This window comes from Aeribacillus sp. FSL M8-0235 (assembly GCF_038000355.1).
Lineage (GTDB): Bacteria > Bacillota > Bacilli > Bacillales > Aeribacillaceae > Aeribacillus > Aeribacillus composti.
This window is the reverse complement of sequence record NZ_JBBOBW010000001.1, coordinates 2,881,617-2,901,662: the sequence shown is the minus strand read 5'-3', so window position 1 is coordinate 2,901,662 and position 20,046 is coordinate 2,881,617. Positions and strand designations below refer to the sequence as shown.

The 20,046-nt window shown below is 36.8% G+C and carries 17 protein-coding genes and 1 pseudogene; 12 read left to right on the top strand and 6 right to left on the bottom strand.

The window, feature by feature from the left end; translation table 11 throughout:
* The first annotated feature begins 76 nt into the window (after window positions 1–76).
* Window positions 77–1,588 carry an Eco57I restriction-modification methylase domain-containing protein gene (locus NSQ71_RS14205; protein ID WP_340734136.1) on the top strand — a complete coding sequence of 504 codons (1,512 nt, stop codon included), beginning with the start codon at window positions 77–79 and terminating at the stop codon, window positions 1,586–1,588.
* A 3-nt stretch (window positions 1,589–1,591) separates the two neighbouring features.
* On the opposite strand, the gene NSQ71_RS14200 is transcribed toward NSQ71_RS14205, so the two are convergent.
* From NSQ71_RS14200 to NSQ71_RS14190, 3 genes are all read right to left on the bottom strand, one after another.
* Complete coding sequence (locus NSQ71_RS14200; protein ID WP_094246354.1) at window positions 1,592–2,470, bottom strand: IS982-like element ISGth1 family transposase; 879 nt, start codon at window positions 2,468–2,470, stop codon at window positions 1,592–1,594.
* A gap of 289 nt (window positions 2,471–2,759) precedes the next feature.
* Window positions 2,760–2,942 carry a hypothetical protein gene (locus NSQ71_RS14195; RefSeq protein WP_340734135.1) on the bottom strand — a complete coding sequence of 61 codons (183 nt, stop codon included), beginning with the start codon at window positions 2,940–2,942 and terminating at the stop codon, window positions 2,760–2,762.
* Window positions 2,943–3,046: 104 nt separating this feature from the next.
* Entirely contained in the window at window positions 3,047–3,205 is a 159-nt protein-coding gene (locus NSQ71_RS14190) for a hypothetical protein (protein WP_340734134.1), read from the bottom strand.
* A 60-nt stretch (window positions 3,206–3,265) separates the two neighbouring features.
* Between NSQ71_RS14190 and NSQ71_RS14185 the strand changes: the two genes are divergently transcribed.
* From NSQ71_RS14185 to NSQ71_RS14150, 8 genes are all read left to right on the top strand, one after another.
* Window positions 3,266–4,492, top strand: coding sequence for an ISL3 family transposase (locus NSQ71_RS14185; RefSeq protein WP_340734133.1), 1,227 nt, complete (start codon window positions 3,266–3,268; stop codon window positions 4,490–4,492).
* Window positions 4,493–4,981: 489 nt separating this feature from the next.
* A complete protein-coding gene (locus NSQ71_RS14180; protein ID WP_340734132.1) occupies window positions 4,982–6,256 on the top strand; it encodes an SLC13 family permease in 1,275 nt (424 codons plus the stop codon).
* Between the two features lie 117 nt (window positions 6,257–6,373).
* Window positions 6,374–7,273, top strand: coding sequence for a L(+)-tartrate dehydratase subunit alpha (ttdA, locus tag NSQ71_RS14175; RefSeq protein WP_340734131.1), 900 nt, complete (start codon window positions 6,374–6,376; stop codon window positions 7,271–7,273).
* Window positions 7,270–7,881: a L(+)-tartrate dehydratase subunit beta gene (gene ttdB, locus NSQ71_RS14170; protein WP_340734130.1), complete on the top strand. Its 612-nt coding sequence runs from the start codon at window positions 7,270–7,272 to the stop codon at window positions 7,879–7,881. Before ttdA ends, ttdB begins: the two co-directional genes overlap by 4 nt.
* 20 nt (window positions 7,882–7,901) lie before the next feature.
* Entirely contained in the window at window positions 7,902–8,699 is a 798-nt protein-coding gene (locus tag NSQ71_RS14165) for a fumarylacetoacetate hydrolase family protein (RefSeq protein ID WP_340734129.1), read from the top strand.
* 252 nt (window positions 8,700–8,951) lie between these two features.
* Window positions 8,952–10,037, top strand: a complete 1,086-nt coding sequence (locus NSQ71_RS14160; RefSeq protein ID WP_340734128.1) for an AraC family transcriptional regulator — start codon at window positions 8,952–8,954, stop codon at window positions 10,035–10,037.
* 263 nt (window positions 10,038–10,300) lie between these two features.
* Window positions 10,301–10,708 carry a cysteine peptidase family C39 domain-containing protein gene (locus tag NSQ71_RS14155; protein WP_340734434.1) on the top strand — a complete coding sequence of 136 codons (408 nt, stop codon included), beginning with the start codon at window positions 10,301–10,303 and terminating at the stop codon, window positions 10,706–10,708.
* Entirely contained in the window at window positions 10,638–11,258 is a 621-nt protein-coding gene (locus tag NSQ71_RS14150) for an ABC transporter transmembrane domain-containing protein (RefSeq protein WP_340734127.1), read from the top strand. Before NSQ71_RS14155 ends, NSQ71_RS14150 begins: the two co-directional genes overlap by 71 nt.
* 154 nt (window positions 11,259–11,412) lie before the next feature.
* Here the strand turns inward: NSQ71_RS14150 and NSQ71_RS14145 are convergent.
* Window positions 11,413–12,633, bottom strand: a pseudogene (locus NSQ71_RS14145) (IS110 family transposase).
* A 746-nt stretch (window positions 12,634–13,379) separates the two neighbouring features.
* Here NSQ71_RS14145 and NSQ71_RS14140 point away from each other — a divergent pair.
* Window positions 13,380–13,703, top strand: coding sequence for a hypothetical protein (locus tag NSQ71_RS14140; RefSeq protein WP_311066392.1), 324 nt, complete (start codon window positions 13,380–13,382; stop codon window positions 13,701–13,703).
* Between the two features lie 337 nt (window positions 13,704–14,040).
* Window positions 14,041–15,187 (top strand): IS3 family transposase gene (locus NSQ71_RS14135; RefSeq protein WP_445684694.1). Its coding sequence is split into 2 segments (ribosomal slippage): window positions 14,041–14,312 and window positions 14,311–15,187, totalling 1,149 coding nucleotides; the frame shifts between segments, so codons are not numbered across the junction.
* A gap of 1,367 nt (window positions 15,188–16,554) precedes the next feature.
* Here NSQ71_RS14135 and rpsD read toward each other — a convergent pair.
* Complete coding sequence (rpsD, locus tag NSQ71_RS14130; protein WP_063387361.1) at window positions 16,555–17,157, bottom strand: 30S ribosomal protein S4; 603 nt, start codon at window positions 17,155–17,157, stop codon at window positions 16,555–16,557.
* A 385-nt stretch (window positions 17,158–17,542) separates the two neighbouring features.
* Here rpsD and NSQ71_RS14125 point away from each other — a divergent pair, with 385 nt between their 5' ends.
* Window positions 17,543–19,348 (top strand): sensor domain-containing diguanylate cyclase, encoded by a 1,806-nt coding sequence (locus NSQ71_RS14125; RefSeq protein WP_340734125.1) that lies wholly within the window; start codon window positions 17,543–17,545, stop codon window positions 19,346–19,348.
* A gap of 145 nt (window positions 19,349–19,493) precedes the next feature.
* Here NSQ71_RS14125 and NSQ71_RS14120 read toward each other — a convergent pair whose 3' ends face one another.
* A complete protein-coding gene (locus tag NSQ71_RS14120) occupies window positions 19,494–19,973 on the bottom strand; it encodes a GAF domain-containing protein (protein WP_066247848.1) in 480 nt (159 codons plus the stop codon).
* Window positions 19,974–20,046: the final 73 nt, after the last annotated feature.

The window sequence follows — 20,046 nt, the reverse complement described above, 5'->3', positions numbered from 1 at the left end:
TACTATACGTCAAGTCATCAGGTCCATGTTGTCTATCAAAGGGGAATTTACACAATAATTTGGACTTGACCCTGCAGTGCTGGGATTAATCTTTGAAAAAATTAATGGTTATAGGGATGGCTCATACTTTACACCTGGTCACATCACAATGTATATGAGCAGATATATTATTAGAAAAGCTGTGGTTGATAAGATAAATGAGGTCAAAGGTTGGAACTGTAAAGATATTTACGAGGTTCAGTTTAGAATTACATCGTTAGATGAAGCAAAAGAAATTAGTGGAATTATAGACACTATTAAAATTTGTGATCCTGCGGTTGGATCAGGACATTTTCTTGTTTCAGTGTTGAATGAACTTATCGCTATTAAAAGCGAACTTAGAGTCTTAATTGATACTGAAGGGCGATCAATGAATGATATTCGTTGTACAGTTGTGAATGACGAATTAGTCATTCAAGATATGAATGGTGATAATTTTACTTATAGAAAAGGAAATCCAGAATCTGAACGTATTCAAAAAGCAATTTTCCATGAAAAAAGAAAATTAATAGAAAACTGTCTATTTGGTGTAGATATTAACCCTAACTCTGTTAATATTTGTCGCCTACGTTTGTGGATTGAATTACTTAAAAGCTCTTACTATTATCATGATGAAGAATCAAATACACAGCAATTAATCACATTGCCTAATATTGATATTAATATCAAGGTTGGTAATAGCTTGCTTCATAAATTTGGCATTCACGATAGTTTAGATAAACGGTTTTCTGAATTGAAAAATTATACACAACTTGTTTCTGAATATAAGGGTGCTAATGACAAACGGAAGAAACAAGATTTGATGAAGCAGATCGATGAAATTAAAAAGCGGTTCTTATCCAGTATTGAAACACCTGAATCACGGCGTGTAAAACGATTAAATCGCAAATTAGCACTAGTTGGGCAAACCAATTTGTTTGCTTCGGATGAAGATGTAAAAAAACAACGTAAAGAATTTGCTGAAATTGAGAAGAAACTTAAAGAAGCAATTGCTGACTTGGAGTATTCGCGTCAAAATCCTCTGTTCCGTAAAGGCTTAGAATGGCGAATGGAATTTCCTGAAGTTCTAGATGATGAAGGTAACTTCGTTGGTTTTGATGTTGTAATTGCTAATCCACCATATATATATTCGTCTGATGGTGCTTTTAGTGAATCTGAAAAACGGTATTTTGAAACAAAATATCCTCTTTGCAAGTATCAAGCAAATACATTTGGTCTTTTTTTAGAACTGAGTTTTAAAATTTTAAGAAAAAATGGATATTGCTCAATGATTATTCCAAATACTTTCCTTACAATTGGTCAATACGATACATTACGTCGATATATCTTGGAACACACAGGCGATGTATTCATTATAAATTCCCATGATAAGATTTTTGAAGATGCATCGGTTGATAATTGCATTGTAAACTTTAAAATGTCATCTCCTAATACAGTTGTTTTAGCGGAACTAATAAATGAAGAAGTATGTATAGTTAACAAAGTTACGCCAGATCAGTTATTAAGATTCAGTGTTATTAATATTTCTTCAACCCGTGGTGCTAGTTGAGTCTTAACGCTCAACTAGCCCAAGAACAACAAGGGAGTAAGCCAGTAAAATACCATCCAGTGCCGTTTCAAATCCAGAAACCGAGTTCGCTCGAATCTCGGTGATCCGATACGAATCGACTAAAATCGAAAACACGGTTTCAATCACTTTGCGTTTTCGTTTCATCCACTGTTTCCATGCGTCGGATTGGAGAATTCGCTGATTTTTTCGAACGGGCGTCCAAAAAGCGACTTGATGCTCTTCGTACAGCTTCTTTTGCAGTTTTTGGCTGATGTACCCTTTGTCACCTAGGTTATATGGATGTGGAATTTGCGTCATGACGGTTTCAGCGGCCACCCGGTCGTGACAAGACGCTTCGGTGACAACATATCCCATCGGAAGCCCTTGGTCGGTGACTTGCAGGTGAAGTTTCAACCCATAGAAAGTGATCCTTTTGGAAGCACAATAGCCAATATCCGCAATTCCACGAAACCGTTTGGCGCGATACATTCGAGCTGAATGACACAGCTCGATCGGCAAACTGTCCACGACCGCATACGCATGGTGTTGTCCACGCTTGGCCAGCTGGTGCCGCATCCACTTGATCGCAAAGCCAAGCGCTCGGCAGCGACGGTTGTATCGAGAACGTTCAGGGAACAAGTCCTTGGAAAACAAATTCCCGATCACAAACCGGTGCCAAGCCCGTTCGGAAGTGAAGCCTAACAACTTTCCAAGGACATGGACGGCGATGATGACCTCGTCCTTCTGTTTCAACAAATGAAGATTTCGACGTTGAAGATGAATCTGGATACTCGATAGTTGAGCTGATACAAAACACAAAATCGATACATATTGTTTTTGAAGTTTGGCTCGATCTGTTGTAAAATGAAAGTGCTCTTGCATGTGAATTCTCCTTTTAAATGTTTGGTCGCACTTTCATTTTAAGGAGATCCTCATGCAAGGGCTTTTTTTATGCTTGTCTGATTTTATCTAGCACCACGGGTTTTAAATATCTTCTTAGGCTCCTTTAAATTTAATTCAGGAGTAATTTACACTATTCGGACAGCCCCTCTTAAAAATTAGATTTTTCGATAATCCTCTCTAGCTCCTAACCACTCTTTCCCATATTGATATAATGTTAAAGCAGCACCGAATGGACCTACTTTAACGGCACCTCCAACAACTTTTTTAATTAAAGCCAACTCAATAGATTACCAGCTTTTAACGCTTTTATTATATCATCTGCAAAACTTGCTACTCCAAAAGTAACCAAATCAAGCTCTTTACCCCTTAACCCATCTGCATGTCCTTGAAATCTAATAAAATTAGAATTATTTTTTCTTGTGTCTTTATAGTAAGGTTTTTGCCCAGCCATAATTGCTGTCGCCTTACTGTCAGAAAACACTCTATATCTAACATCTGCTACGTAAGATCCACCATCAGTATAATAATAATTTACTGCAAAAACACGGTTGCTTTTCAAATTACTACTATTGTTATACTAGTATCAATAAGAATCTTTTCACCTTCTTCTGATTCCACTTCAATCTTATCAGAGTCTACTTCAGAAACAATAGTAGTTCCTTCATCTATCAACAATTTATTTTCTCCATCAACTTTATAAAAAATTTGATTCATCACCACATTTTGTGATTTAACCTAAAAAATAAGGAAAACACTCACGAATTCCTGGCAATAATGTTAGCGTCACTTAACATAACAGGAGGTTCTAAGTTTTCCGTATCACTAGATTTGCCAGAATTTGAAGTTGTTAAACAAGTGTTTCTTGAAGATTGCAATTTGTTACATGTCGAGAAAAATACTACAGAAGAACGCTGTTCTTACTGCGGTTTTTTTTCTAGTCATGTCCATGACTGGCGGACAAGAAAGGTTCGTGACTTGTCCGTATTAGGTAAGCCCCTTTTCTTATTTGTCAGAGTGTATAGATACCGTTGTCACAACTGTAATGAGGTATTTTCACAAACATTTGAATCTATCAGTCCTAATAAGCATCAGACCAATCGGTACAGAGAATATCTGTACGAAATGTGCATTGGCTCTACTATCCAAGAAGTGAGTCGAAAGGAAAAAATACCTTATACAACCGTTGAAAGAATATTTTATTCCGTTGCTAAAGAAAAAGAGAAGGAGCATTTAGAAACTCTTGAAAGTGTTTTAGAAAACAATGAATTAATCCTTAGCCTTGATGAGATCGCTGTCCGAAAGGGTCACCGATATGAAACAGTTCTTATGGATACCCAATCCGGGAGTGTGCTTGGTATGGAACATCAACGGAGTTATCATTCAACTCAGATCTTACTTGCCAAGAAGATTCTGTCTAATAAATGTGTTCATACCGTTGTTATGGATATGTGGGATCCCTTCCATAAAGCTGTTAAATCTATATTCCCAGAGGCCTGTATCGTCATTGATAAATATCATGTGGTGCAAAAGGTGACACATGCACTTGACCAAGTTAGAAAGAAAACTCCTGGACTAAAAAAGGGACGGTTTAAACTCTTGAAAGGTTCTGAAAAGTTAACGGCTAATGAAAAACAACAATTAGACGAGATGCTCAAAGAGCATTCAGAATTGTCATATGCCTATTTTCTAAAAGAACTCTTTAGAGAAATATACCAAGTGAATGACTATGATACAGCTGATTCACTCTTAGAAGAATGGATTCAACTCGCATGGAGCAGCCCATTTCCTTCATTTCATCAAGTTGCCAAGACGATAGAAAATTGGAAGGCACAAATTTTACAATATTTTCTTACACCTTTTACGAATGGCCGGATTGAAGGTACAAACCATAAGAGTAAGAACATCAAAAGACGTGCTTTTGGCTTCAGAAACCTTGAAAGATTTCGACTACGTGTATTTTTGGAATGTACAGGTAAAACTTATACAAATCAGGTTGCTTAACCATGCTCTTCATCAGCTTTCCGCATTGTAGTGGCTAGAATGGAAGCCGTCAAGGAAAGCGCTTGACCACTTCCATTCTACCCACTTAGTGGTCTGCAAGCTGACGAAGGAGCTACTCTAGATTGAGTATCAATCTCGCTAACTTATTACCGGAATTGTGTGAACATCACAGAATATGGTGATGAGACAAAAATTTTTAAAAATAAAAAATATAAAGTTTTTACTAAGTATTTTTTTATATTGTTGAAGATAATGAAATTTTGTGGATATTGTGCGTTTATGCCTTATAAGGTTAATTTTATTATTTGAATATTTAGGTTATTTTTTGTTAGCGCTTACTTTTTATTTGGCGATATCAAAAAGTGCTAATTAAAACGAGAAAATAAAGATTTAAAAAATTGGATAGAATAAGCGCTTGTAAATGATTACTATATGCATCAAGAAGAGGTCTTCTATATTCAAAATAAAGAATGAGAAAGGGGATGTTGGATGAGCGAGGTGTTTATCACTTTATTTTTTCTAGTATTTGCTATTGTTATGTTTGTATGGGAAATAATCCCTTTATCTATCACGGCAATGATCGTTGCAGTTGGTCTTACGGTTTCCGGGGTTCTTGAGCCTGCTGATGCTTTTGCTGGGTTCGTTGATGGAAATGTTCTTCTTTTCATGGCGATGTTTATTGTTGGTGCTGCTTTTTTTGAAACGGGTATGGCACAAAAAGTCGGAGAGGTTGTTACTAAATTTGCTAAAACAGAAAAACAGTTAATTATAGCTGTGATGATCGTTACTGGATTAATGTCTGGATTTCTTTCTAATACTGGAACAGCAGCAGTTTTAATACCGTGTGTCATAGGTATTGCAGCGAAATCCGGTTTTTCGCGTTCCAGATTATTGTTACCTCTTGTGTTGGCTGCTGCAATGGGAGGGAACTTAAGTTTAATTGGTGCGCCTGGAAATATGATTGCTCAGTCAGCGCTTCAAGAGATTGGATTAGAATTCGGCTTTTTTGAGTATGCCAAAGCAGGTTTACCAATTCTTATTGTAGGTATTTTGTACTTCAGTTTATTTGGTCATAAGGTTTTACCAAGGGGTGAAGATACTCTTTTAGATTCAGATTCCATTTACAATAAGCAAATCGATTATTCAAGCATACCGAAATGGAAACAGCATATGTCCTTCATTGTGCTCGTATTAACTATTTTGGCGATGGTATTTGAAAAACAAATTGGAATAAAGCTTTATGTGTCAGCGTGGATAGGAGCATTAATATTAGTAGCGATGCGGATTATTTCTAAAAGTAATGCGATGAAGTCAATAGATATGGATACGATCATGTTATTTGTCGGTTCTCTCGCACTAGCTAAAGCTATAGATGTAACTGGAACAGGGGCGGTCATAGCCGATTCAATTATTGGTGCTGTAGGAAACACTTCATCTCCTTACGTTCTGTTGTTCGTTATTTTAATACTTTCGGCGATGATGACAAACTTTATGTCGAATACGGCGACAACTGCATTGCTCGTTCCTATAAGTCTTTCCATTGCTAGTGCTATGGGTGCAGATCCAAGGGCCGTTTTAATGGCAACAGTAATTGGTGGTTCCATGGCTTATGCGACACCTATTGGAATGCCGGCAAACACAATGGTCTATGGTCTAGGGGGGTATAAGTTTAAAGATTATGTAAAAGCTGGCGCCCCGTTAATTATTATTTCAATTATTGTTTCGATGATTTTGTTACCGATTTTCTTTCCTTTCTATAGGTAAAATGGTGGTTAAGCGCTTTATTTTAGCTTATAAACAAAAGTACCATTGTTCAAACTCATACTTAAAAGTTGAATCGACTTAAAAATTATCTTATTAGAAAGTGAGGTTGAGATTTTGATGGATAAAAAACAGCAAAAAGAAAAAATGATTGAACTGATGTCAAATTTTATTTCACTCGTTAGCTATAAGCTTCCAGATGATGTGGAAAGTAAATTGAGAGAACTGAGTGAAGAGGAAAGCAACCAGCTTGCTAAAACCATATACAAAACGATGTTTGAAAATCAAAAGATAGCTTATAAGTTAAAGAGACCTTCCTGTCAAGATACTGGTGTACTACAGTTTTTTGTGAAATGCGGCGAAGACTTTCCTTTAATTGGACAGTTAGAAAGTATTTTAAGAGAGAGCACCTATAAAGCAACAAAAGAAACTCCATTACGTCATAATTCGGTTGAAACATTTGATGAATATAATACTGGAAAGAATATCGGCAGCGGTACACCGAGCATTTTTTGGGAGGTAGTAGAAGGTAGTGACAAAGCAGAAATTTATACTTATATGGCAGGCGGGGGGTGTACACTTCCGGGAGTGGCAACGGTTCTAATGCCGAGTGAGGGATATGAAGGAGTTGTCAAGTTTGTGCTTGATCGTATGACAAGCTACGGAATTAATGCATGTCCTCCTCTTCTCGTCGGAGTAGGTATCGGTACATCAGTTGAAACAGCAGCTTTAAATTCAAAGCTGGCACTTATGAGACCTGTCGGTAGTCGAAATGAAAATGAAAACGCTGCTAAATTAGAGAAACTTCTCGAAGATGGAATAAATGCGATCGGTCTTGGTCCTCAAGGATTAAAAGGTTCGAAGTCTGTCATGGGAGTTAACGTCGTGAACTCAGCAAGACATCCTTCTACTATCGGAGTAGCAGTTAATACAGGTTGTTGGTCGCATAGAAGAGGCAAAATCACTTTTGATAGAAATTTGAACTATGAAATTCACACACACAAGGGGGTAAAGTTGTGAATAAGAAAATATTAACTACTCCAATAACAGATGAAGATCTAAAGAATATAAGAATAGGAGATATTATTTACTTAAACGGAACGTTAGTTACTTGCAGAGATGTCGCTCATAGAAGAGTGGTTGAAGGAGGAATTCCGTTACCGATTGACCTTAAAGGAAAAGCGATTTTCCATGCGGGTCCCATCGTGAGAGAAACTGAGGATAATAAGTATGAGATTGTTTCTATCGGCCCTACTACAAGCATGAGAATGGAAAAATTCGAAAAACAATTTATAGAAAAAACTGGCGTTAAACTGATTATCGGAAAAGGTGGAATGGGGAAAAGGACAGAAGAAGGGTGTAAAACTTATAAAGCTCTTCATCTCGTCTTTCCCGCTGGTAATGCAGTTTATGCTGCAACAAAAGTTGAACGAATTAAGGAAGTTTATTGGACAGACTTAGGAATGCCGGAGTCACTTTGGGTATGTGAAGTGAAGGAATTTGGCCCTTTAATTGTTTCAATTGATGCAGAAGGTAACAATGTATTCGAACAAAATAAAGCGGAGTTTAATAGAAAAAAAGAAGAGCAATATGAGTACATTAGCAAGCAGGTAGGGTTTATTAAGTAGTCGAGGGAGTTTTGTGAATCATGCGAATAATGACCAAGACCCAAACGATAGTTCGGTATCAACGATATGAGGGCAATATTTTCTATGGCGTTTTAGAAGGAGATGAAATTTTACAACTGTCTAGTGATTTTAAGGACATTGTCCACAATGAATTAAAATACGATGGTGAAAAAGTAAAATATAGTGATGTGCAGATTTTAGAACCGATAGTACCATCAAAGATTATTAATTTCGGCTGGACATATGCTGAACATGCTGTTGAAACGGGAGGGAAGGTTGGTCTCCAAGAACCATTTTTGTTTTTAAAGCCGCCGTCTTGCTTGATTCCGGATCAAGGGGATATTATCATTCCGCCAAGTGATTTAACTAACCAGGTGGAGATGGAAGGAGAAGTAGCGCTTATTGTTGGAAAGCAAGGAAAAAATATAAAAGAAGAACATGCATTAGATTATATTTTCGGCTGTACGATATTTAATGATGTGACTGCGAGGGATCTTACAAAAACGGATCCGCAATTTACTAGAGGTAAAGGATTTGATACTTTTGGTCCTATTGGTCCGTATATTGTAACGGGTATAGATCCAACTAATTTACGAATCGTTACGACTTTAAATGGGAAAGTTGTGCAAGAAGGTAATACGAATCAGATGTTATTTTCGATCCCTTATCTCATAAGTTGGGTTTCGAGAATTATGACGTTAGAGCCCGGCGATGTTTTAGCTACAGGATCTCCTTCCGGCAGTTGTGCGATGAAGCGAGGAGATACTGTAGTCGTCGAAGTAGAAGGTATGGGTAAGCTTTGTAATTATGTGAAGTAAGAGCAAATAGTCTTTACCCGTGGTGCTAGTTGAGCGTTAACACTTAACTAGCACCACGGGTATTTTGATTGTTTGTGCGGATTATTTCCAATCCTGGATACGGTTGTGGAAGAAAGGGGATTAGGACTTACTATCCCATAGAAGGACGGTGAAAAAGTTCACTCTGAGAGAGGGGATGATAGGGCTTGTGTCGAAAAAAGTAAAAGAATGTTGTCGGGCTGTTTACAAATATGAAAAAGTCGGGGGGATTTAATGAGTATCGTATACTATGAATGGAAGAATGATAAAAAAGATATAGATGTAAAGCAGTACGTGTATTATATTAAGCATTATCATTACAACTGGCATGAATCATTAGAGTTCATCATCGTTCTTCAAGGTGAGGTTGAAATGAGCGTAAACGGGAATATATATATTCTGCAAGAAGACGATATTATGCTCGTTAACTCTAATGTTGGGCATGCTACTATTGCGAAAAAGATAAATTCAATAGCTATGGTTATTCATATTAATCCGATATATTTTCGCTCTTATTACAAAGACTATCATTTACTTCAGTTTTCATGTAGATCTAACTTTAAAACTAGAAATAATGAGAGTTTTAGCCGATTAAGAAATTTAGCGCTCGAAATGGTTAAATATATAAAAGGTGAACATCCTGAAGAAAAAATTTACTTCGAGAGCCTTCTTAATCAGCTAATAGCCAATTTGATCAGAGATTTTCCTCCGAAAATGATGTCTTCAAAAGAGTTAGTTAGAAATAAAAAGAGAAAAGAAGATGTAGACAATATTGTTGCGTATATTGAAAAAAACTATAAAAATAAAATTAGTCTTGAAGAGCTTTCATCATTTTCAGGATATCATGAAAGTTATATTTCTCAAATTGTAAAGCAACAGCTCGGTATTAATTATTACGAATATCTCACAAGAATTAGACTTCGTGAAGCTACGTATGACTTAACGGATTTAAAAAGAAAAATTTCTGATATCGCTTTGTCACACGGTTTTTCTGATGTCAAGTCTTTTAATATTGCATTTAAGAAAAACTTTGGAAAAACGCCTTCAGAGTACAGGAAGCAGCTCCTCAAAGAAAAGATGCACGAGACTGAGTTGCGGGAAAAGAGATATTTAGAGGAATATGAGTTTAATACGTTGCTTATGGGCAGGGAAGAAATCAAAAATAAAGTTGTTGCCGACCAAATCAGTAACAAGAAAATACCTAAAGGTTTGAGCGAAGAGGACTTTCTTGATATGAAGGAAATTATAGATAGTTTAGATGATTCTGTTGTTAAACTTATAAATCTATATGATAAATGGCGTAGAGAAGCAAATGATTAGTACTTGATCCTTCCTAATGCCAAGCGTTGAAGACAAAAAGGCGAAAATCGCACCTACAAACAGGATGCGAGAAAAAGAAAACGTTTACAAAAATCGAAATCACAGAAAATTAAAACAAAAAAAGGAACCTTAAATTGGCAATATAAAAAAACAAGACCCAACCGCTGTTTAAGTAAACAGATCGAATGCTGGATGCTTCCTTAGATTATCGAGCAACTTTATATGGGGTGGCGGGCATGATAGTCTAAAAAAAATACTATTGTATAAAGCAACATGACATAAAGGACTGTGGTCCTGCTTGCTTAGCAACGATAGCGAAACAATATGGTCTAAAAATTCCTATTTCCAAATTAAGAGAGATAGCGAAAACAGATAAGCAAGGTACAAACTTATATGGATTAATTAAAGCAGCAGAGCAACTAGGGTTTACAGCAAAAGGTGTGAAGGGAAATAAAGAGAGTTTTTTTAGTCCATTTCCTTTGCCCGCTATTGCACATGTCGTAATCAATAATAGTTTGTTGCACTATGTTGTTATTCATAAGATTACAAAAGAGCAAGTCATTATTGCTGATCCTGCATCCTGCAGAAGGCTTGAAAAAAATGAGCCCAGAAGAATTTTTTCAGATTTGGACAGGGGTTTTAGTCCTTCTTGTTCCTGCTCCAACATTTGAAAAAGGAGATCAGACTAAAGGGTTATTTCAGAGGTTTATTGGTTTATTAAAGCCACAAAAAGGCATTCTTCTACAAATATTCTTTGCAAGTATTTTATTTACCATCTTTGGAATTATTGGTTCGTTTTATTTCCAATTTTTAATAGATGACATATTGACACAGAGTTTAGAAAAATCTCTTCATGTTTTATCTATCGGAATCATAGTACTATATACATTTAAAGTGTTACTAAATGCTTTTCGATCTTATCTACTTATTCATTTAAGTCAAAAGTTAGATTTAGGACTTGTACTTGGATACTATCATCATGTTTTATCTTTACCAATGAACTTTTTTAGTACAAGAAAAGTTGGAGAAATTATTTCTAGGCTAATGGACGCCTCAAAAGTAAGAGATGCTATTTCAGGTGCGACTTTAACGATTATGATTGATACTCTAATGGTCGTTATTGGTGGTGCCATTTTATATGCACAAAATACACTTCTTTTTGGTGTAACTGTTTTGCTTGTTCCTTTATATGCCTTAGTTGTATGGCTTTCTTACGATTAGTCAAGAGGTTTATCAATAGTTATTTGAGATCATTAATCTTTTTTTGGCGGAAGGGGTACCCCTTCCGCCAAAAAAAGATTTTCGCATGCCAAATAGACCTAACGATTTTTGCTTTTTTTCGCTAGGCCCATTATGTTATACTTTTACTACACAATTACGAAGATACTGAAGCGATTTCGTAATTGTACGTTAAATTGTGTGTAATAAGGTGGAAAAGGCACTTCAATAACTTATTCACACATGCGATGGACGCAACTTTATAACATTTGTTATAGGGTTGCGTTTTTAATTTGTCATAGTATTCTACAAAATGATTGTGTCCAAAGCGTCTGTTGGCGGATCATATTTTGAATCGTAAAATAAAGGATTTTGCGCAGATGACTGTTGCCACGCTTATTGATTTTATCTTTGTAAAACAAGGTGCCTGATTGAAAACGCCTTATATCAATTCCTGCATAGGCATTGAGTTGCTTATGATTTTCGAAGCGTGTCATGTCGCCTATTTCTCCAATCAAACGAACGGCTGTATTTTTCCCTATACCAGGAATACTGATTAAGATTTGATATTCATTTCGTTCTTCTGAAAGAACAACCATCTGCTGAATCAGTTCCTCACGTTTTCTCAAAATGGCTAAAGAACGTTTGGCATAATCTTTTAGCTGTTCACAGCGAATGTCGTCTTGATCCACTGCTGGATACGAATCCTGTGCTGCACTTATTAACTGTATGGCCTTTTTCTCTGCCGTTTTAGGCGCTAATTTCTTATCTGTGTTGGCAAGTAGTCGGTTGCGTACAACCGTTTTTGAAAGATTTTTAACGTAATCAGGATGTGGGAATAGCTGTAGGATATTTAAAAACAGTTCGGATTTTTGTGTGAACAGCGATTCCATTTCTGGGAAAGTCAGTTGTAGTAAAGTGTGCATTCTACTTCGAAGCATCGCTAATTCTTCGTCTAATTCATGATAGTATCGGGAAAGCGCACGCATTTGGTCGAAGTAGTGGTCCTGCGGTTTTTTTATGCGCCGTTCGGTTGTAAAGTGAGTTTGGGCCAAACGGTGGGCATCACTTTTATCGGTTTTATGAATGCGCATAGTAGCCGTTTGAATCTTTGATTCAAGGGGATTTAACAGACAGTACGGAAAACCGTGATCATTCATAAAGCGCTCTAATGGTCGGGAATACACGCCTGTTGCTTCAAATACAATGGCTGGAACTTGTCCATCTTTTTGTACTAAATCGATGATTCGTTTATTTAGCTGTTCAAAATGGGGGCGATTATGCAAAATTTCCCCTCAAAAATACAAGAACGTGCAGCGTTATAAATCACCATATAACTTTTTCCCATACTGACATCAAAAGCAATGACGCTTTTCATATACATTCCTCCTGATTTTTATGTAGAAGTCTTCACTTCACCTTATCGATTCCCTTTTCTTATACACGATCTCAAGGATCCAACATACTGAAACTGATTCTTATAAGGGCAGTGAAGTAGGCCAGTTTTTCATACGAACTCAAGGTTCTGGGGCTGTCACGACCTATTCTCCACTTCTACTATAAAAAAATAGTAGCACAGACCATGGCCGTGGTCTGTGCTACTAATCTTAGTATGTTTCTTATGTTTTCTTGCTTAAAAAAATAACTTTTATTATATATAAGCCTCTCCATACCATACCCTGTCAAAAAGTTGGTAAAAAATTTATAAATGAAAATGTGTAAAAGTAGTTTCTTTTCAAAAATATCCTATGATACCATTCAATTATTAGGTATTAAGATATGGTTTTTGTGAAGAGGAGTGGGATGAATTTCCAAATATCAATTTAAGATTTCCGGTAAAATTTTTTTGGTAATATCCATTGTAATTTATTTATTGGTCGGAGCTTATATGGTAGGAACAGGATATTATATCGATGAGGAGGCACCTGATGCGCTTGTTTTTCATAAATTTGGCTTTTTGGAATTAATCATCCTGTCCTATGCGTACATTTTTTTAGGACTTGCAGTAGGGTTTGGGAAAAGGAAAGAGAATTGAAATTGGAAATCCCCAAGGAATTTGGAGCCGTGGAGACGGGATATAAGGATGTAATCCATAATAAAAAGGAATCAAGGAGAACGATAACAATGAAAATTAGTGAATTGGCTGTTTACGAGCCATATTATATTTCAATTTTTTTAGTCTTACTTGGATTAGGATATTGGATGATAATTGCGTTAGTTGTTTCTAAATTTCGTTTTACTATATTCGGTAAATTATTTTTGGCAATATCCATTGTGATCTATCTCTTGGTCGGGGTTTATATGGTTGGCAAGGGGGATTATATCGATGAAAAAGCTCAGGATTCACTTATTTTTCATAAATTTGGCTTTTTGGAATTAATCATCCTGTCCTATGCGTATATTTTTCTAGGACTTGCGGTAGGCTTTGGGAAAAGGAAAGACAATTGAATGTTAAATCTTGGATTTTTCAATATTCCACTTGTTTTTTCATAACACGGTTATGCAAAAAAGATTGGCCAAATTTTATGGTCAATCTTTGCATTTATCTATTCAAATACTTTTGTTGAAGAGGAAGATCTTGTCGTTTTATTTTCTCTCCGCTCTTATTTCTTTTTTTAAGAAACCAGAACAGGACTGTAAGTGAAAATAATAAAATTGGTATATATCCAACTAACCGCCATGCGTTTAACGCACCGAGAAAATAATATGCAACTGGTAAAAATGTTACTATAATGCTCCCATAAGGTGAGACACATGAGCGTGATAAATAAGTTATAATGATACCATGAAAAAAAGAAACCGATATACCGCAGAATTTAAAGCTAAGGTGGTTCTTGAGGTGTTGCGTGAAGAGCAAACCGTCAATGAAATAGCCGCCAAATATGAATTAAGCCCAGTCATGGTCAGTCGTTGGAAAGCAGAATTTCTAGAACGATCCTCGATGGTCTTTGAAAAAGGCTCAAGCGAAGTGGATAAAATCCGTAAAGAATATGAGGCCAAACAAGAAAATTTAGAGAAATTGGTAGGTCAGTTAACGGTTGAAGTTGACTGGCTGAAAAAAAAATCTGGACTCAAATAAGTCTGTTGACGAACGAAAGGCTATGGTCGAATTCAATCACCCATCGATCAGCATCAAGCGTCAGGCACAGTTATTAGGTATTCATCGTACTAGCGTGTATCGCCAATCAAAGGGGCAAACAGAAAGCTCAGAAAACATCATGCTCATGCACGAAATGGATATGCTTTATACAGTTCATCCCTACTTTGGCTACAGGCGCATGACTGCGAAACTTCGTGAGAAAGGATTTGATGTGAATCGTAAACGCGTACGCCGTCTCATGCGCCTTATGGGTATACAAGCTATTTACCCTAAACCCAACATTAGTAAGAGGCTACATGCCAAGTACTGCCGACCTTACCTGCTCCGTGGATTGGAGATCACCCATCCGAACCATGTGTGGGGAGTGGATATCACCTACCTTCGTATGGGACGGGGCTTTATGTATCTGTTTACCATCATCGACTGGTTCAGCCGCAAAGTGATCGATTACGAGTTATCTAGTACGCTGGAGAAAGGATTTGTCATCAACTGTCTTAAGCGGGCATTGCGTCATGGTAAGCCGACCATCATCAATAGTGACCAGGGCAGCCATTTTACAAACGCTGACTATCTCGGGCTGTTGAAAGAGTATGGCATCCAGGTATCAATGGATGGCAAAGGACGAGCAACAGACAATAGTCGTACGGAACGCTTCTTTAGAGCTTTAAAGTATGAATGTATCTATCTCAATGAATTCGAGAATCCTAAAGAGTTGCGAAAAGGCATTCGACGCTATGTTACGTTCTATAATACAGACCGACCTCACCAATCCTTGGACTATTTGACGCCAGCAACAGTGTACAAGCAACCTAAGATGGCTCAAGCATCCTAACCATCGAACGTGATGAGAGGCTTTATATGGAGAGACGGGCATGATAGGCTGTTTTAGCCATGCGATGTTATCTGTCCATCGCTCCAGCGCAAAAAATCGTGCCCGTAGAGGCTCCATGTCAAGCCTTTATCGCACACGCACCACATTCATAGCGAAAGGAGAGAATGGATAACTTAAATATTATCAATTTGTGTCTTGACAAAGGGGTGCATTACATACAGTACTAATAAGCATAAACAGCCAAGAACGATGGAGTAAACCAATTATAAATGTAAGTATTGAAATAACAAATGAAGTTCTCCATAAGAATATAATCAAATTAAAATCATCCAATATATCGTCCACCCCCTGCGTGAAATACTGTAATATTTAAAGAAACTAGGAGCTGTCCAAAAAGTCAGGGTTAACTGACTTTTTCGAGCCCCTTCATTTTAGGGACTTATCGGGCAGACCATTTTTTCTATCTTTTTATATCCTTCAGAAGTCTTATGAAGGACTTTTCTTATGCTCCCTCTTTCTGAATTGGTTCTTCAAAAGTTTTTTATGACGGACATTCAGCACATATAATTGCTTCTTGTTGGGCTTCATTGCCTCTATGAAGGACATTTACAAATTTTATTCCATTATTTTTGTCCTTCACAGTAGTATTTCTCCCAAATCCTTCATTTTAGGGACTCATCAGGCAGCCCCTTTAAAAAATTGATTTCTTACTCATCATCAACTTTTAATTTTAAATTTGAGTAAAGAACTAAATTCCTACCTCAAATTTTGCTTCGTCATCCGATGTATCAGCATCTATTTCATTAGAAGATCATTAATCGATATTATTTCACCAGCTGTGAAAGCATTCGTTATTGGGATTTTACAACTAAATCTAATAGAATATTGCCGTATATAAATATTCTTCATTATGCGCTCAATTCCTTTTTTTGTTTTAAGAAGTGAGTCTTCAAGCTTTTTTCTGCAACGATATGGCATGCAGGCACAAAACTAAACAATTTAAATTCAATAGAGCAAATGTCCCGTGTATTTTATGTGAGTAAAAAGAATTGGTTAAAAATAGGGGAAATTTTAAGTTATAAAAACGTTTTACTAAGCACATACATTTTATGAATCGTGATAGATCTGAATGTACTGATACGATTTCAAGGATTTCCACCGGCTCTAAATCTCATTTTGGTACTTTCGTGTATATAAAAATAATTCAGCATCTGTCCGCATTTTTATAAAAAGTAGCTCCAAAAGCTGCCCCACTTGCCCCAAAATAATACATTATGAAAACCTAAATTGAAACAAAAAAACCCTGAAATCCTTTCTTCTCAAGGGTTTCAGGGTTTTTAAATACTGAATTATACAATCTAATTTTATTAACGAGAGTAGAACTCAACGATGAGCGATTCGTTGATTTCCGCAGGCAATTCAGAGCGTTCGGGCAGACGAGTGTATGTTCCTTCAAGCTTTTCCGGATCAAATGTTAAATATTCAGGAACAAAGTTGTTTAATTCAACCGCTTCTTTAATGATTTGAAGGTTGCGGGATTTTTCACGGACAGAAATCGTTTGGCCTGGTTTTACTTGGTAAGACGGAATGTCCACGCGGCTTCCATCCACTAAAATATGGCCGTGGTTAACCAATTGGCGTGCTTGACGGCGAGTGCGAGCCAAGCCAAGACGATAAACAATGTTATCTAAACGAGACTCTAAAAGGATCATGAAGTTTTCACCGTGAATACCCGGCATTTTGCCCGCCTTTACGAAAGTATTTCGGAATTGACGTTCGTTAACTCCGTACATATGGCGAAGCTTTTGTTTTTCTTGCAATTGTAAGCCATATTCAGAAAGTTTTTTCCGTTGGCCTGGACCATGCTGACCAGGTGCATACGGGCGTTTTTCAAGCTCTTTGCCTGTGCCGCTCAAAGAAATGCCTAAACGGCGGGAAATTTTCCATGTAGGACCTGTATAACGAGACATATTGCTCCTCCTTTTGTATTTTCGATTGTAAAATACAAACAGACTGATTCTCTCAATTATGCACATTTTGTTTTCATGTACCTTCGCTCCAGCAGCAGAGAGTTACACGGTACACCTCAGATTTGAGGAACAAAATGAAATCATAATTGTCGAATCCTTAGGCTGCTATATTTTACACAACGATCATTATATGATTTTAAATGAGCGGTGTCAAGATTATTTCCTTTGCTGTCAGCGAAAAGGAATATTTAATCCGACGAACTTCACACATTCATTTCTATTTTTTGTGAAAAAAATACCAATTATTTCACAAAAAAAATTGTGCTTCATGTTATAATACTATTAAAGTAATAAGGTCTATTTTCCCGGTTATAGGTGGTGGAGTATGGATTGGGATCATTTTGAAAACTTATTTTTCCGATTACTTATGAATGATTCGGACAGGCAGCATTTCGATGAATTTATTAATGAAATGTTTGCAATTTTAATCAAAGCATTTAATCTTCAAAATGTGTCGATTTGGAAAGAGATCGGTTCGAATCTTTTTTTATGCCAATACTCGAGCAATGACGATGTAAAAGGTGCTTCGAAATCATTTAGCTTCAAAGACGATGAACAATTTGTAGTTTACAAAGAAAAAGGACGATTGTTTTTGCAGTATTCGGCAGATTCCTCTCCAAAAATGCTGTTGGAATTCAGAGGAGGCCGTGTACTTCACAAACTTTCTAATCAACAACTAGAAAAAATTTCTAAAATATGTTTTGCCATGTTTTTTCACGGAAAAAAATTATATTTGCAAAAAACGCTTAAAGAAAAATATTATCAATTGTTTTTATTAACTGATGAACTTTATTCCATTATGAAAGAAGAAGAAGTGTTAAACAAGCTTTATAACACTTTGAGGCAAATGTATCCCGACCTATTATGCCATTTCATTTTGCCAATGGATTATTCATTAGGACATGAAATTCCTGTGAAAAATTTGGAGCAGGAAATAGATCAGTATGAGGAAGCTATGACAGCCTTTTTGAAAGGCGATATGGTCGTAAGAAGCTCGTCAAACGGGCTCTATATTTATGTCCCGATTGCAGGAAGACAGGGTGTTTATGGATTAATTGATGTACATATCCCACTTCATATTGAACAAATCGATGACGTAATCGATATGATCGAAAAAGTGGCAAAGGCCGGCGGCAAAGCGCTGGAAAATGCCAAGCTGTATGAACAGTCGAAGCAGCATGTAAACGATTTGCAGCTCATTAATGATACGGCTCGAAAAATTAATAAAAACTTGCGGATTTCAGATACGATGAAATACATGGTTAAAAGAATGCTTCGTTCATTTTCTGCAGATGAGGCCGCTTTTTTTATTTTTGATGAAAATAAAAAATGGAACATGCTTTCAGAAAGTACATCGTTTTTCCATTTAGATGAATCGAAGGCTTACGTTGATTGGGTTGCACAAAATATATTGGAGCAAAATAGTGTATTCACTGGCGATATTTCCAATTCCATTCTCGGGGAAGCCGTTTATAAATCAATAATGGCTGTTCCGATGATCGACAGTGAAAAAATCATCGGATTTGCTGTTGTGCTGCGTAAAGAACCGTATTCCTTCACGTTTGATATGTACAAATTAATGGAATCGCTTGTGTCTCATTCTACACTCGCCTTTACGAACTCCATGCTTCGGGAAAAGCTGGAATTGCTCGTGATCACAGATCCGCTTACAAATCTTTTTAATAGAAAATATTTTGACGAGGTTGTTCATCAATCGTTTAAAGAAGACCAAAGAGGCACATTAATTTTAATAGACGTAGACAATTTTAAACAAATCAATGATACGTATGGCCACCAAGTAGGCGATAAAGTGCTTATTCAAATTGCTAAAACGATAAGGAACAACATACGGGAGGAAGATGTAGGAGCTAGATGGGGCGGAGAAGAGCTGGCCATTTATCTTCCTAAAGTGGGTTTAAAAATCGGATGTGAAGTGGCAAACAGAATTGTTTCAGCTGTGCGGAAATCAACGAAACCGCCTGTAACAGTTTCATGCGGTGTTTCCTGTTGGGATGCAGCCCATAAAAATGATTCGCCTGCCCTTCTTTTTAAAAGAGCAGATGATGCCTTGTATCAGGCAAAGCGCAATGGAAAAAATCAAGTATCGGTTTTAGACCAAGAAAGAGCATAAAGGGTTCCTAGGTATTGCTCTGATTTGTTAAAATCGTTTGACAGATCGTAACTAGGGACCCTTTTTTATATCATTTGAAAGGGTTCAAAAGTTGAATGCTCATTTCCACCTGTTCACGACTTCCGGCGTTTGAAAAACAAGGCTATTAAAGGTATTCTGTAAGAATATTCGTGAATTTTTCTAAATATCTTTGGTCTATTTCATCAAATCGGTTTTTAATCGGGCTGTCAATATCTAACACACCGATTACCTCATCGTTCTTAATAAGCGGGACAACGATTTCCGATTGTGATCGCGCGTCGCAGGCGATGTGTCCAGGGAACTCATTTACATCAGCCACTCTCACCGTTCTTTTTTCGAAAGCAGCTGTTCCGCATACACCTTTGCCAATAGGAATTCGAACGCATGCCGGCAGCCCCTGAAAAGGTCCGAGAACAAGCTCATCTCCGTCTTTTACATAAAAACCAACCCAATTGATTTCTGACAAAAATTGATTCAACAAGGCGGATGCATTAGCTAAATTCGCTATGACATTTTTTTCCCCTTCAATCAATGCTGTAAGCTGTTTTAACACAAGCTCATAATTTTCTTCTTTTGTTCCATTATAGCTTTCGACGACAAACATGGAAATTCCTCACTTTCTTTTTCAAAATGACAAGTAAGTACGAACTTTGTCGAGAAATTATAGCAGGAAAATA

Excerpts from the sequence above, each read along its gene's own strand:
- NSQ71_RS14200 (WP_094246354.1), bottom strand. The coding sequence starts at position 2,470 with ATGCAAGAGCACTTTCATTTTACAACAGATCGAGCCAAACTTCAAAAA.
- NSQ71_RS14195 (WP_340734135.1), bottom strand. The coding sequence starts at position 2,942 with ATGGCTGGGCAAAAACCTTACTATAAAGACACAAGAAAAAATAATTCT.
- NSQ71_RS14190 (WP_340734134.1), bottom strand. The coding sequence starts at position 3,205 with ATGAATCAAATTTTTTATAAAGTTGATGGAGAAAATAAATTGTTGATA.
- NSQ71_RS14185 (WP_340734133.1), top strand. The coding sequence starts at position 3,266 with ATGTTAGCGTCACTTAACATAACAGGAGGTTCTAAGTTTTCCGTATCA.
- NSQ71_RS14180 (WP_340734132.1), top strand. The coding sequence starts at position 4,982 with ATGAGCGAGGTGTTTATCACTTTATTTTTTCTAGTATTTGCTATTGTT.
- ttdA (WP_340734131.1), top strand. The coding sequence starts at position 6,374 with ATGGATAAAAAACAGCAAAAAGAAAAAATGATTGAACTGATGTCAAAT.
- NSQ71_RS14165 (WP_340734129.1), top strand. The coding sequence starts at position 7,902 with ATGCGAATAATGACCAAGACCCAAACGATAGTTCGGTATCAACGATAT.
- NSQ71_RS14160 (WP_340734128.1), top strand. The coding sequence starts at position 8,952 with ATGAGTATCGTATACTATGAATGGAAGAATGATAAAAAAGATATAGAT.
- NSQ71_RS14150 (WP_340734127.1), top strand. The coding sequence starts at position 10,638 with ATGAGCCCAGAAGAATTTTTTCAGATTTGGACAGGGGTTTTAGTCCTT.
- NSQ71_RS14140 (WP_311066392.1), top strand. The coding sequence starts at position 13,380 with ATGAAAATTAGTGAATTGGCTGTTTACGAGCCATATTATATTTCAATT.
- rpsD (WP_063387361.1), bottom strand. The coding sequence starts at position 17,157 with ATGTCTCGTTATACAGGTCCTACATGGAAAATTTCCCGCCGTTTAGGC.
- NSQ71_RS14125 (WP_340734125.1), top strand. The coding sequence starts at position 17,543 with ATGGATTGGGATCATTTTGAAAACTTATTTTTCCGATTACTTATGAAT.
- NSQ71_RS14120 (WP_066247848.1), bottom strand. The coding sequence starts at position 19,973 with ATGTTTGTCGTCGAAAGCTATAATGGAACAAAAGAAGAAAATTATGAG.